Consider the following 13,093-nt stretch of genomic DNA (forward strand, 5'->3'; position numbering starts at 1 on the left):
TAATAGGTACAAACGAGAGTTTTTCCGCCTTCAGTTTAGAAAATATTATGTGACGATGAGCGACCGACTTCCCCCACTCACCGCCCTCAGGGCCTTTGACGCCGCCGCCCGCCATATGTCCTTTGCCAAGGCCGCAGACGAGTTGAACGTGACACCAGCCGCGCTGTCGTTTCAGATCAAGTCTCTGGAAGAGCATCTGGGTCAGCCGCTGTTCCGCCGATTGAACCGTGCGGTCGAGCTGACCGAGGCCGGACGAACCCTAGCCCCAGGCACGGAAAAAGGGTTTGCTGCGCTGCAGGCGGCCTGGTCGGCCACCCGCCGCCTGCAGGACAACACAACACTGACAGTGACCGCTGGGCCGGCCCTGACAGCCAAATGGCTGGCCCCCCGCCTTTACGAGTTCGCCCGCGCCCATCCCGAGATCGACCTGAGATTCTCAGCCACGCTGCGCAATCTCGATTTCGAGCGCGACGACGTGGATGTCGCGATCCGGTTCGGGTACGGGCAGGATGACGGGCTGTATTCAGTTCCCGTGCGGCAAGAGTGGCTGACGCCTGTCATGACGCCCGAGCTTGCGGCCCGGTTTCCGACGCCGCAGGATCTGACCAGAGCACCGCTGATCCACGATGACTCGATCAACTTCCTGAATCCGCCCTGTGACTGGCCCGCCTGGTTTCGCGTGGTCGGGGTGGACTTCACGCCGACTCATGGCGCGCATTTCTCGAACGCGGATCACGCCATTGATGCCGCGGTGGCGGGTGTCGGCGTCGCGTTGGGACGGCGCCCAATGATCATCAAGGATGTGATCGAAGGCCGACTGGTCATGCCCTTCAAAACCGCCATCGAAACCAAGGCCCGCTTCCGGTTCCTGTGCCGTTCGGGAGAAGAGACGCGCCCTCAGATTGCCGCCTTCCGGGATTGGTTCCTTGCAGAGATCGAAAAAACCGCGCACATATCCGACGGTCTTGAAATCATACCCGTCGAGGAAATCCCACCCGCATGACAAAGAACCGCGCCACCGCCATCGGCTTTGTCGCCGTCCTTTTGTGGGCACTGCTGGCGCTGTTCACGGTTGGCTCGGCGCCGACCCCGCCGCTTTTGCTGAACGCCATCTGCTTCACGATCGGCGGAACCCTTGGCTTGATCTGGACATGGCACAGCGGTGGGCTTGGGCAACTGAAACAGGTTAGTTGGAAGGTATTCACCTTCGGCACGGTTGGCTTGTTCGGATACCACGCCCTGTATTTTTCGGCTCTGCGCATGGCACCTGCGGCCGAGGCCGGATTGATCGCCTACCTCTGGCCCTTGCTGATCGTGCTTTTCTCAGGGTTTCTTCCCGGCGAAACGCTACGACTGGGGCATCTGCTCGGGGCATGTCTGGGCTTCTCCGGGGCCGCGCTGATCATCACTGGCGGCGGAACCGCGGGGTTTCAGGCCGAACATCTGCCGGGCTATGCGCTGGCGCTTTTGTGCGCCCTTACGTGGTCCGGGTATTCCGTATTGTCGCGCAGGTTGGGTCAAACGCCCACCAGCTCGGTAGCAGTGTTCTGCGTGCTGACCGCCATCGCCTCGTGGATCCTGCATTTCAGCCTTGAGCAGACAGTCTGGCCGCCCGACGCACTGGCCTGGATGTCGACCGTTGCCCTGGGGTTGGGGCCCGTTGGGCTGGCGTTCTATGTCTGGGATATCGGGGTCAAGCACGGTGACATCCAGATGTTAGGCACCAGCTCGTACGCGGCACCCCTGCTGTCAACTCTGGTGCTTGTGGTCGCCGGGATCGCCACGCCGTCCTGGACGCTGGCGATCGCGGCATTGCTTGTTACCGGCGGCGCTGCAATCGCGGCACGCGCCAGCCTGCGACATTAAGCCGACAGGCGTTCAATCTCTTCCTTCAGCTTCAGCTTCTTCTTTTTGAGTTGAGCAATGTGGAGATCGTCGATACCGGGCGAGCGCTGGGCTTGTTCCACTTCGAGACTGAGGGTTTCGTGCTTCTTCTTCAGTTCCGTCAGATGTGCGCTTACGCTCATGGCGATCCTCCTTCTCTGTTTCTGAATATCACATGGGAAGTTGATCACATCATTTCCAGCCTGTCACGCCGCAGACGCTCGGATTCTTGTTCAAATCCGACAATTTCGGCTGGTCATTGCCTATCGGGCGTCCGGCCAGGGCATTGGTCGGCCCTCGCGCAGGATGCCGGATACCGTGTCGGTATAGCTGTCGCCGTCCCTTTCATGGCGGTCACCGCTGTGGAGAATCAGCGGCGCATGCAACCGAAAATCCGCGCGTCCCCCTTTGCGCGCCCGCAGGATCAGCAACTCGGCCCCGCGCCCCATGCGCGGCGCGATGGGCAGAACTTCTACCGAGCCCAACCGACCCGCGCAGGCCGACAGCATGTCCGGCAAGCGTTCCACGCGCTGGATCATGTGCAGGTACCCGCGCGGTGTCAGCCTGCGCGCCGCCGCATCAAACCAGTCGGACAGCGGCGTCTGCTCGCTCAGCGCCGTTCGCCGACCAGCATCGACGGCCGCGCTATGTGCACCGGGCCGATAATAGGGCGGGTTTGCGATCACGTGGTCGAAGTGCTGCTGACGCAGATCAGTCGGCATATTGGACAGGTCGGCCACGTGGACGGACAAATCGATCTCGTTGCATTGCGCGTTTCTTGCGGCCAGAGCGGCATAGTCGGCCTGAAGCTCGACCCCCGTCGGCCGCAGACCGGGAACGCGGGTCACGAGACAAAGAACCGCAGCGCCCGCCCCGCAGCCCAGCTCCAGCACCGACTGCCCGGCTTTGGCCGGAACCGCGGCAGCAAGCAGCACCGGATCGACACCGGCGCGATAACCGTCTCGCGGCTGCCACAGCTTTAGTCGGCCACCCAGAAAGTCGTTGCAAGTCAGCGCGCTGTCAGGAAACCCGGTCATCTTCCCAGCGGAATGTCATTGTCACGCATCACCCGCTCCGCCCGCTCGAGGTCATCGGTCCGAACCATGAGGCGGCGCGGAAAGATTCCGATGCCTCCCTCGAGGACGCTCATATTTACGTCCATCTCAAAGCAGTCTATATCCTCGCCCTCAAGAAGAGCGGATGCAAAGGCGATGATGGTCGGATCGGTGCTGCGCAGAAGTTCTTTCATGGGGATGGATGTAAGGGCAAGGCAGGACGAAAGTCGAGCCTTGTATCAGGAGTGTGATGACGATCAGCACGATCTCGAAACCGCATGAGCGACTGGCCGAGATTTTGGCCGGGGAAATGGAGGCGGTAAACACTCTGATCCGCACCCGCATGGCCTCGGAACACGCGCCCCGCATCCCCGAAGTCACCGCGCATCTGGTCGAAGCCGGCGGCAAACGCCTGCGCCCGATGCTGACATTGGCCGCCGCGCGCCTGTTCGGCTATGGCGGTGACCATCACATCCGCCTGGCCGCCACGGTCGAGTTCATCCACACCGCCACGCTGTTGCACGACGACGTCGTGGATGAAAGCGCCCAGCGGCGCGGCCGGCCCACCGCCAACCTGCTGTGGGACAACAAGTCCAGCGTGCTGGTCGGCGACTATCTATTTTCGCGCAGCTTCCAGTTGATGGTGGAAACCGGGTCTCTGCGGGTTCTGGACATCTTGGCCAATGCCTCGGCCACCATCGCCGAAGGCGAGGTGCTGCAGATGACCGCAGCCACCGACCTGCGCACGGATGAGGCCGTCTACCTGCAGGTGGTGCGCGGCAAGACCGCCGCGCTGTTCTCCGCGGCAACTGAGGTGGGCGGTGTGATCGCCGGTGCGTCCGAGGAACAGGTCCGGGCACTGTTCAGCTATGGCGACGCCTTGGGCATCGCCTTCCAGATCGCCGACGACCTGCTGGACTATCAGGGCGACAGCAAGGCCACCGGCAAGAACGTGGGCGACGACTTCCGCGAGCGCAAACTGACCCTCCCGGTGATCAAGGCCGTGGCCCAGGCCACACCCGACGAGCGTGCGTTCTGGGAGCGCACGATCGAGAAGGGCCGGCAACAGGATGGAGACCTGGACCTGGCCCTGAACCTCATGCGCAAATACGGCACCCTGGAGGAGACCCGGACAGACGCTCTGGCATGGGCAGCAAAGGCCAAAACCGCTCTGACCGCGCTGCCCGATCACGAGTTGCGCGACCTGCTCGGTGATCTGGCCGATTACGTCGTATCCCGCCTCAACTGAGGACGCTTGCGCGACACCACCAGTCCGGCTGGGAAACACCAATCTCGTAGGCCGCAAAATGTGCGGCCTTCATGGACGGGTACAGCGCAAAGCAGGTCGAACCCGACCCCGACATGCGCACCAGCAGAACGTCCCGCGTTTCACCCAGCGCCTGTAACACGTCTGAAATCTGGGGCGCCAAGCCTATTGCCGCTTCCTGCAAATCATTCCGTTGCCCGGCCAGCCAATCAGCACACGCCTCGGGCGTTTCGAATGCCGGGATCTCATCCGGCATCCCCGGATTGTCGCGCGAATCCAGCGCATTGAACACCGGCCCCGTCGGAACCGGCACACCCGGATTGACCAGCAGCGCGGGCAAAGCGGGCAATGCAACCGGGGCGACCCGGTCACCAATGCCCTGCATCCGTGCTGCTCTGCCCAGTACACAAACAGGAACATCCGCGCCCAGGGCCAAAGCCGTTTCCAGCGGAACTTCCGCGTCTTCCCCTGCGATGGCCCGCAAAGTCGCAGCGGCATCCGATGAGCCGCCGCCGATTCCCCCGCCATGCGGCAAAACCTTGTCCAACTGGATTTGCCCGCTCCATCCCATTGCCCGAGCAGCCCGCCAGACGAGGTTGCGGTCGTCGGTCGGCACCCCGGCGGAATGGGGGCCGGTCACGGTCAGGCGAATCTCGGGCCCGGGTGACAGGATCAACGTGTCTCCCACATCGGCAAAGGCGACCAGCGAGTCCAGCATATGGTATCCGTCGGCCCGCCGTCCGGTCACATGCAAGGAAAGGTTGATCTTCGCGAGCGCAAAGGCCTCAGTCGCCATTGGCGACCTTCAGGGGGGCCGCGCCTTCCTCGGCCAGCACCGCGTCCAGCCCGACCTCGAGTTTGCGACGGATCCGGTCGGGGTCGGCCTCGCCATCGGTGTCTTCGAGATCGATGAAGGACAACGCGCGCCGCCATTGGAAATCGGCCTCACGAGTGCGCCCGACGGCCCAGTAGACGTCGCCCAAATGGTCGTTGACCACCGGGTCCACGGCCATCAGTTCAACGGCGCGCTCCATATGCTCGACCGCCTCGTCGTACCGGCCCAAGCGAAACAGGACCCAGCCCAAGCTGTCGACGATATAGCCGCTGTCAGGCTGGATCGCGACGGCGCGCTCGATCATGTCCAGCGCCTCTTCCAGTTTTTCCTGCCGCTCGACCAGCGAGTACCCGAGATAGTTCAAAACCTGTGGCTGATCCGGATTCAACTCCAGGGCACGCCTGAAATCCGCCTCGGCCTTGTCCCAGGCCTTGAGCCGTTCGTGGCAGATGCCGCGGGCGTAGTGCAGGAACCAGTTGCCACCCGAACCGGTTTCGGTCAGTTCGATGGCTCGGTCATACGAGGTGACGGCTGCGGCGTAGTTTTCCTGACGCCGCTGCAGGTCGGCCAAGGCGACGTGGACACTGGGCAGGTTGGGCTGCCGGGCCGCCAGATTTTCCAGCACTTCGATCGCCGCATCCGGTTTCCCCGACTGAGCCAGGATTTCGGCACGCCCCAGCTCGGCTGCGTGGAAATCGCTGCTACCCGTGGGAACCTTTCGATAGGCTTCGGCGGCCAGGTCGTACTGGCTCAACTGCTCAAGCAGTTCCGCGCTCAGCAGGATCGCATCGATGTGATCGGGCCGGAGGTATGTCGCGATCCGCGCGTAGAGCAGCACATAGTCATGTGCAGCCTCGGTGTTCAACGCCGCCCCGACCGAGAAAAAGACCTCGGCCACGCCTTCGGTGGCCGATCCGACATGGGTGAATGGCAAGGTGCCACCGGCACTGAGCGTGTCCACGTAGGACTCGATCGACGGATCGCTGCCTGCCGCAAAGACGTTTTCCAAGAATAGCAGAGCTTCGTCATTGCGGTTGAGCTGCGACAAGACTTCGACCCGCGCCAGCGCTGCACGTCGCGAGAATCGCGCAACGATACTGTCGTCGGCCGCAAAGATCGCCTCGGCCCCCTCGAAATCGCCAACCGACGCCAGCGCCAACGCCTTGTGATACAGCGCGAATTCCCGCAGACCGTCCTGCTGGGCGACCTTATCGAACTGCGCCATCGCCTTGGTCATTTCGCCCTTGCCCAGATGCGCCCAGGCCGTCATCAGCCCATCGACCAGCGGGCCAACGCCCTGATTTTCCGGGTCACGGGCCAGCAATTCGTCGAACTTTCCGTCAGATACCAGTTTGGCGGAAACAACCATACGTGCGGCCTGGTTGGGCTGCCCGTTCGCCTCCATGTCCTCGGCGATCGGCAATGCACGTTCCACATCGCCAAGCGCCACGCGCGCCAGTAGCACGCTTTCCTTGAGCTTGGTGTTGCCCGGATCGAAAATCAGGGCCTTGGAGTAGTACTCCTCGGCAGCCTTGTAGTCGCTTTCATAGATGGCCTGGCGTCCAGCCAGATAGGATCCCGCGCCGGAATCCGCGTGAACCGGAACGACAGCCGCTGTCGCAAGAAACACGGCCAGCGCCGTGCGACGAACCAGTGAAACCACCTAATACCTGCCTTGTCTGCCTATGATTGCAGAACAAGCTAGGGCCTTGGCCCGCCAGAGGCAATGGCCGAGCGTTCACGGCCCCGCCATTGCCCGGGTTTTTGCCTACATGTTGGGGTAGTTCGGTCCGTCCCCACCCTGCGGCGTGGTCCACGTGATGTTCTGGCTGGGATCCTTGATGTCACAGGTCTTGCAGTGGACGCAGTTCTGGAAGTTGATCACGAATCGCGGCTCGGCCTCGTCCTTCACCACTTCGTACACGCCCGCCGGGCAATACCGCTGCGCCGGTTCGTCAAACTTGGGCAGGTTGACCTTCACCGGAATCTCGGGGTCGGTCAGCTTCAGGTGACAGGGTTGGCTTTCTTCGTGGTTGGTGAACGAAAAAGCCACGTTGGTCAGACGATCGAAAGACAGCGTGCCATCGGGCTTCGGATAGTCGATGGGGGGGTGCTTGCTGGCATCCTCGGTCGCCTCGGCGTCGTTCTTGCCATGGCCCAGCGTCCCCAGCAGCGAGAAGCCCAGCGTGTTGGTCCACATGTCCATGCCACCCAGCACCAGCGAAGCGGTCAGGCCGTATTTCGACCACAGCGGCTTGACGTTGCGAACCTTCTTGAGGTCGCGGCCGATCGTACCGTTGCGCACCTCGTCTTCATAGGCGTACAGCTCGTCGCCAGACCGGTCGGCCTTGAGGGCCTCAAACGCGGCCTCGGCCGCTGCCTTGCCCGACAGCATCGCGTTGTGGTTGCCCTTGATGCGCGGCACGTTGACCATGCCCGCCGAACAGCCCAGCAGCGCCACGCCCGGCGCCACCAGCTTCGGCATCGACTGATATCCGCCCTCGGTGATCGCGCGGGCGCCATAGGCCACGCGCTTGCCGCCTTTCAGCAGGTCGGCCACCACCGGGTGGTGCTTGAACCGCTGGAATTCCATGTAGGGGAACAGGTGCGGGTTCTTGTAGTTCAGGTGCACCACGAATCCCACATAGACCTGGTTGTTTTCCAGGTGATAGATGAACGACCCGCCCCCGGCGTTTCCGCCCAGCGGCCAGCCCATCGTGTGGGTGACGCTGCCTTCCTTGTGCTTGGCGGGGTCGATCTCCCAGATCTCTTTCATGCCGATGCCGTATTTCTGCGGCTCTTTCCCGGCGGACAGGTCGTATTTCGTGATCACTTCCTTGGACAGCGACCCGCGCACCCCTTCCGACAGGAAGACGTACTTGCCGTGCAGTTCCATCCCCGGCTCGGTGTTGGGGCCATAGGACCCGTCGGGTTCCAGCCCGAAGACACCTGCCACGACACCCTTGACCTCGCCATTGTCGCCATAGACCAGTTCGGAACAAGCCATACCCGGGAAGATCTCGACGCCCAGTTCCTCGGCCTGTTCGGCCATCCAGCGGCAGACATTGCCCATCGAGACGATGTAGTTGCCATGGTTGTTCATCAGCGGCGGCATCGGCCAGTTTGGGATGCGCAGCTTGCCGGCCTCGCCCAGCATATAGAAGTTGTCTTCGCGCACCGGCACGTTCAGCGGCGCGCCCTTTTCCTTCCAGTCGGGGATCAGCGCATCCAGACCGCACGGGTCCAGCACCGCGCCCGACAGGATATGCGCGCCCACTTCCGAGCCCTTTTCCAGCACAACCACGTTCAGGTCGGCGTCCAGCTGTTTCAGACGAATGGCCGCCGACAGGCCCGCCGGGCCTGCGCCCACGATCACCACGTCGTATTCCATCGCTTCGCGTTCAATTTCGGCCATCGTGGGCTCCTCCGCTAACTATCCGAATTGGCGCCTGGGGCGCGGGCTCGGCGAAATTTTGTTTCCCGGCTGATTACCTGCTGGAAAAGACCTTGGTCAATCAAAACACGGCGTAACATTGCTGCAATGCGGCAGATCAGCCCTCGGGCGCGTCACCCATCAGGTACCTGGGACCGCTACCATGGGCCTTGGCCCGATCGTCGGGGTTGTAGAGCGCGCATTTCGGCAGGCTCAGGCAACCGCACCCGATGCAGCCGTCCAGATTGTCGCGCAGACGCAGCAGAGTATCGATTCGCTGGTCCAGATGCGCGCGCAGGCTGACGCTGATCTTTTTCCAATCCGCCGGCGTGGGCGTGCGGTTGTCGGGCAGCCCGGCCAGAACCTCGCGGATTTCGGGCAGGGTCAGACCGAACTGCTGGGCGATCATCACGAAACTCAACCGACGGATGTCGGCGCGCTGATATCGCCGCTGACCGCCCGGATTGCGCCAGGGGGAAATCAACCCCTGCGCCTCGTAATAGCGGATGGCGGACACCGCCAACCCCGTGCGGCGCGCCAGCGCGCCGATGGAAAGGCCTTCGGATGCGGGCATGATCTCCTCCCGAAAAAATCTCTTGAGCTAAAGTTAGGTTTAGGAATTACGGTGAGTCGAAACAAGCCTGAACATGAAAAGGAGACCCCATGATGGCGACGCTGGAACACACGAACTTCACCGTCCGCAACCCGCAGGCAACTGCCGCCTGGATGCAGGACGTATTCGGATGGAAAACCCGCTGGGAAGGCCCGGCCATCGCGGGCGGCTATACCGTGCATGTGGGCAGCGCGCATACCTATCTGGCGCTTTACGCCCCGGCCGACCCGAAACCGTCGGGCGAAAGCAGCTATGACATCGTCGGCGGACTGAACCATGTGGGCGTGCTGGTCGAGGACATCGACGCGGCCGAGGCCAAGGTCCGCGCCGCGGGCTTCGAGCCGCACAACCACGCCGACTATGAGCCCGGCCGCCGGTTCTATTTCGACGATGACAACGGAATCGAATTCGAGGTCGTTCAATATGATTGAGATGCTCTGGTTCGGCGCCGAGGCGCATCGCTGGAAACGCGGTGATCTGCTGGGGCATCGGCACAATCGGAAACCCCCACCGCCCCGACGGCGTTAAGTTGCGGATTGCAGGGGCCAAACCCCTTGGCCTCTTGCATTTCACGCCATATTTGGGTCAGGTAATTGCCAACCCATCTTTCGCCCCGACGCTGGTCTCATGCGGCGGGGCGACTCAATTTGTGCGTGGAAAAAAGAAGATATGGAAAAGATCCCCATGACGCCCGCGGGCTTTGCCGCGCTCGAGGCAGAGCTCAAGCAACTCAAGTCCGTTGAACGCCCCGCCATCATCGAGGCCATCGCCTCGGCGCGCGAACTGGGCGACCTGAAGGAAAACGCCGAATACCACTCGGCCCGCGAAAAGCAGGGCTTCATCGAAGGCCGCATCAAGGAACTGGAAGGCGTTCTGTCGCTGGCCGAGGTGATCGACCCGACCAAACTGTCGGGCGCGATCAAGTTCGGCGCCAAGGTCACCCTGGTGGACGAGGACACCGACGAGGAGAAGACCTGGCAGATCGTGGGCGAGCATGAGGCCAATATCGAAAAGGGCCTGCTGAACATCAAATCGCCCATCGCCCGCGCCCTGATCGGCAAGGAAGAAGGCGACAGCGTCGAGGTGCGCACCCCCGGCGGCGTGCGCTCGTACGAAGTGCTGAGCATCCACTACGCCTGATCGGAGCGCGCCATGTCGGGCCAAGACCCTGATCCGGACAGCAAACGCCCCACCTGGCTGGGCATCTATGACCGTCCGGGCCGCCCCAGCGTCACCGGGATCGAGATTGCGGCCGCGGCCCTCAGCCTGATCTGGCTGGTGGTGGCCGTAGCCTTTCTTGTGCTGCCCGAGCAGACGCAGGCCGGCAGTTTCATCGTGATGCTGCTGGCGGTGTTCATGCCGGTCGCGATGATCTGGGTCGCGGCGCTGGCCATGCGCGCCAGCCGCATCATGCGCGAAGAAAGCGCCCGGCTGCAGACCGCGATCGACGCGATCCGGCAGGCCTATGTATCGCAGCAACAGCGGTCGGCCAGCACCTACGAACCCGCGGTGGCCCGGAAACTGGATGAAATCGCCGCGGCCGCCCGGCACACCCAAAGCACGCTGGCCACGTTCTCCAGCAAGCGGCGGGATCTTGCGCCGCTGGCAAGACCTGCGGCACCCTCGGGCCAGACCTCGTTGGAACTGGGCACTCCGGCCGAAGAGATCACGACTACTCTGCCCACCGACGTTTTCATCCGCGCGCTGAACTTTCCCGAAACCGCCGAGGATACCGAAGGCTTCAACGCCCTGCGCCGCGCGATGAAGGATCGCAAGACCGCGCAACTGGTGCAGGCCGCCGAGGATGTGCTGACCCTGCTCAGCCAGGAAGGCATCTACATGGACGACCTGCGCCCCGACATGGCCCGCCCCGAGGTCTGGCGGCAGTTCGCCAAGGGCGAACGCGGGCGTGCGGTCGCCGCTTTGGGCGGCATCCGCGACCGGTCGTGCCTGGCGCTGACCTCGGCACGGATGAAACAGGACCCGATCTTTCGCGATGCGGTGCATCACTTCCTGCGCCGGTTCGACACCATGATCGTCGAGTTCGAGCCTGTGGCCAGCGACGCCGACCTGACCGCCTTGGGCGACACGCGCACGGCGCGCGCCTTCATGCTGCTGGGCCGAGTGGCCGGAACGTTCGACTAGCCACCGTTGGGCACGACCCACCGCATTTTCGTGGCCGAACTGAATCCGAAAAGATGCTTGAACGGGCCGGTATAGTCCTGCCCGATCGCCTGAAACCCTTCGCGCTCGTACAGGGTCCGCGCGCGCGAGTTGGTGTCGATCACGTCCAGTTGCACCTCGTGCATGCCCAACCTCCGGGCCTCGTCCTTGATCGCCCGCAGCAGCAGGGTCCCGACACCTTGCCCGCGCGCCTCGGTCGCCACGCATATGCCATCCATCTGGAACACGCCCGGCTTCAGGTCGCGCTCCAGAACGCTCAGGACAAGGCCCCGCCACAGGGCGCCGAACCAGCCATAGACCCGGGCCAGATCCGCCAGCCCGCCCTGCGTCAGCCCGCCGTCGCGGGTCTTGTACCCGGCCAGCCCCAGCATCCGCCCATCCGCATCCCGCGCCACCAGGGCGAAATCGGGGTTCAGCACCCGTTCAAAAAAGGCCAACCCGCGCGCGTCCGGACCCATCACGCGCGACAGTTTTCCCGAGAACGCCTGCCAGAACAGCGCGGCCGCCCGCGCGCGCTCATCAGGGGAAAACCCGCGCGAGACCGAAACCGTCACAGGCCGAAACTGCCATAGGGTATGAAACGCACAGGGTCTCCGGGCTGGATGTCTTGCGCGCCGTCCGGCAGCTCGACCAGCCCTTCGGCCCAGCTGAGCCCGCTGATGCGACCCGACCCTTCCGAATGAAACACCTCGACCCGGCCTTCGCGGACCCGGGCGCGCAGGTATTCGTGGCGGCCCGGTTTCTTGCGCTTGGCGAACCCGGCGGGCAGGTCAAAGCCCTGCGGTTGCCGCCACCCCGCGCCCGCCATCAGGCCCAGCGCGGGCCGGGCAAAGATCAGCGTGCAGACCATCGCCGCAACCGGGTTGCCCGGCAGGCCGAACACCGGCGTGCCCTGCCACAGGCCCAGCGCCAGCGGGCGGCCCGGCTTCAGCGCGATGCGCCATTCTTGCAAGGCCCCCGCCGCGCGCAGCAGGGCCGAGACATGATCCTCGTCCCCCGCCGAAGCGCCGCCGCTGGTCAGGATCGCGTCGGTCTGTTGCGCAGCTTGGTCCAACCGGTCCCGCAGCGCGGCCCGGTCGTCGCCCACGCGGCCCAGATCGACCGCCACAAAACCCATCCGTTGCAGCATCGCCAACAGCATCGGGCGGTTCGCATCATAGATCTGGCTCGGCCCCGCGGCCTGACCCGGATCACGCAATTCATCGCCGGTAGACAGAACCCCCACGCGCAAGGGCGTGCGGACCGGGACCTCGGCCACGCCCACCGCCGACAGCAGCGCCAGATCGGCAGGCGTCAGGCGTCGCCCGCCAGACAGAGCCAAGGCCCCGGCCTGCACGTCTTCGCCGGCCTTGCGCGTGTTGGCACCGGCCTTCAAAGGCCCGTTGAAGGCGATGTGACCGTCCTGCACGGTCACGTCCTCTTCCAGAATGACGGTATCCACCCCCTCGGGCAGCGGCGCGCCGGTCAGAACGCGCAGCGCCTGCCCCTCCGGCACGGCCCCCGCAAACGGCACGCCCGCCGCCGCGCGTCCCTCGGCCAGCGGCAGAACATGCGGACCCTCGGGCCGACCACCGGCAAAACCGTACCCGTCCACTGCCGTGTTGGGCAGCGGCGGATTCGACCGTTGCGCGATCACTTCCTGCGCCAGAACGCGCCCGCAGGCTTGACCAACGGGCAGGGTCTCGACGCCGGCAACCGGGTGCAACCGGTCGCGCAGCAGGGCCAGCGCGTCATCGACCGGGGTCCATTCGACCCCCGGCGGCAGGGCGAAACAGTCGTTTTTCAGCGGTGGAGGCGCAATCTTTGGCATGGTCCGGTCCTC

General features: G+C 63.8%; 15 protein-coding genes. 6 read left to right on the forward strand and 9 right to left on the reverse strand.

Annotated elements, in window-relative coordinates; all coding sequences use genetic code 11:
* The first annotated feature begins 55 nt into the window (after positions 1-55).
* On the forward strand, positions 56-1,003 hold the full coding sequence (locus ACR0LD_RS14400; protein ID WP_480637575.1) for a transcriptional regulator GcvA: 948 nt from the start codon (positions 56-58) through the stop codon (positions 1,001-1,003).
* The gene (gene yddG, locus ACR0LD_RS14405) at positions 1,000-1,866 is read left to right on the forward strand and encodes an aromatic amino acid exporter YddG (protein ID WP_480637577.1); all 867 of its coding nucleotides are present in this window, start codon (positions 1,000-1,002) and stop codon (positions 1,864-1,866) included. The genes ACR0LD_RS14400 and yddG overlap by 4 nt, the downstream gene beginning before the upstream one ends.
* Here the strand turns inward: yddG and ACR0LD_RS14410 are convergent.
* The 3 genes from ACR0LD_RS14410 to ACR0LD_RS14420 form a co-directional block, all read right to left on the reverse strand.
* Entirely contained in the window at positions 1,863-2,027 is a 165-nt protein-coding gene (locus ACR0LD_RS14410; RefSeq protein WP_093963770.1) for a YdcH family protein, read from the reverse strand. The genes yddG and ACR0LD_RS14410 overlap by 4 nt on opposite strands.
* A gap of 120 nt (positions 2,028-2,147) precedes the next feature.
* Complete coding sequence (locus tag ACR0LD_RS14415; RefSeq protein WP_170367608.1) at positions 2,148-2,921, reverse strand: tRNA1(Val) (adenine(37)-N6)-methyltransferase; 774 nt, start codon at positions 2,919-2,921, stop codon at positions 2,148-2,150.
* Complete coding sequence (locus tag ACR0LD_RS14420; RefSeq protein ID WP_093963516.1) at positions 2,918-3,133, reverse strand: putative signal transducing protein; 216 nt, start codon at positions 3,131-3,133, stop codon at positions 2,918-2,920. Before ACR0LD_RS14420 ends, ACR0LD_RS14415 begins: the two co-directional genes overlap by 4 nt.
* Positions 3,134-3,189: 56 nt before the next feature.
* Between ACR0LD_RS14420 and ACR0LD_RS14425 the strand changes: the two genes are divergently transcribed.
* Positions 3,190-4,188 carry a polyprenyl synthetase family protein gene (locus ACR0LD_RS14425; RefSeq protein ID WP_170342960.1) on the forward strand — a complete coding sequence of 333 codons (999 nt, stop codon included), beginning with the start codon at positions 3,190-3,192 and terminating at the stop codon, positions 4,186-4,188.
* Here ACR0LD_RS14425 and ACR0LD_RS14430 read toward each other — a convergent pair.
* The 4 genes from ACR0LD_RS14430 to soxR all read right to left on the reverse strand — a co-directional run bounded on the left by ACR0LD_RS14430 (position 4,181) and on the right by soxR (position 9,048).
* The gene (locus tag ACR0LD_RS14430; protein ID WP_480637578.1) at positions 4,181-5,002 is read right to left on the reverse strand and encodes a 4-(cytidine 5'-diphospho)-2-C-methyl-D-erythritol kinase; all 822 of its coding nucleotides are present in this window, start codon (positions 5,000-5,002) and stop codon (positions 4,181-4,183) included. The two genes, ACR0LD_RS14425 and ACR0LD_RS14430, sit on opposite strands and share 8 nt — an antisense overlap.
* Positions 4,992-6,704 (reverse strand): tetratricopeptide repeat protein, encoded by a 1,713-nt coding sequence (locus ACR0LD_RS14435; RefSeq protein ID WP_480637580.1) that lies wholly within the window; start codon positions 6,702-6,704, stop codon positions 4,992-4,994. Before ACR0LD_RS14435 ends, ACR0LD_RS14430 begins: the two co-directional genes overlap by 11 nt.
* A 105-nt stretch (positions 6,705-6,809) precedes the next feature.
* Positions 6,810-8,456: an electron transfer flavoprotein-ubiquinone oxidoreductase gene (locus ACR0LD_RS14440; RefSeq protein ID WP_480637582.1), complete on the reverse strand. Its 1,647-nt coding sequence runs from the start codon at positions 8,454-8,456 to the stop codon at positions 6,810-6,812.
* A 136-nt stretch (positions 8,457-8,592) separates the two neighbouring features.
* Positions 8,593-9,048, reverse strand: a complete 456-nt coding sequence (soxR, locus tag ACR0LD_RS14445) for a redox-sensitive transcriptional activator SoxR (RefSeq protein WP_480637584.1) — start codon at positions 9,046-9,048, stop codon at positions 8,593-8,595.
* An 89-nt stretch (positions 9,049-9,137) separates the two neighbouring features.
* On the opposite strand from soxR, the gene ACR0LD_RS14450 reads away from it, so the two are divergent.
* From ACR0LD_RS14450 to ACR0LD_RS14460, 3 genes are all read left to right on the forward strand, one after another.
* Positions 9,138-9,518, forward strand: coding sequence for a VOC family protein (locus ACR0LD_RS14450; protein ID WP_170526097.1), 381 nt, complete (start codon positions 9,138-9,140; stop codon positions 9,516-9,518).
* Between the two features lie 238 nt (positions 9,519-9,756).
* Positions 9,757-10,227 (forward strand): transcription elongation factor GreA, encoded by a 471-nt coding sequence (gene greA, locus ACR0LD_RS14455; RefSeq protein WP_005978981.1) that lies wholly within the window; start codon positions 9,757-9,759, stop codon positions 10,225-10,227.
* A gap of 12 nt (positions 10,228-10,239) precedes the next feature.
* Entirely contained in the window at positions 10,240-11,232 is a 993-nt protein-coding gene (locus tag ACR0LD_RS14460; protein WP_480637587.1) for a hypothetical protein, read from the forward strand.
* Here the strand turns inward: ACR0LD_RS14460 and ACR0LD_RS14465 are convergent.
* On the reverse strand, positions 11,229-11,825 hold the full coding sequence (locus tag ACR0LD_RS14465) for a GNAT family N-acetyltransferase (RefSeq protein ID WP_480637589.1): 597 nt from the start codon (positions 11,823-11,825) through the stop codon (positions 11,229-11,231). The genes ACR0LD_RS14460 and ACR0LD_RS14465 overlap by 4 nt on opposite strands.
* A complete protein-coding gene (locus tag ACR0LD_RS14470; protein ID WP_480637590.1) occupies positions 11,822-13,081 on the reverse strand; it encodes a molybdopterin-binding protein in 1,260 nt (419 codons plus the stop codon). The genes ACR0LD_RS14465 and ACR0LD_RS14470 overlap by 4 nt, the downstream gene beginning before the upstream one ends.
* Positions 13,082-13,093 lie beyond the last annotated feature (12 nt).

It is taken from the genome of Ruegeria sp. BF8 (assembly GCF_056538625.1).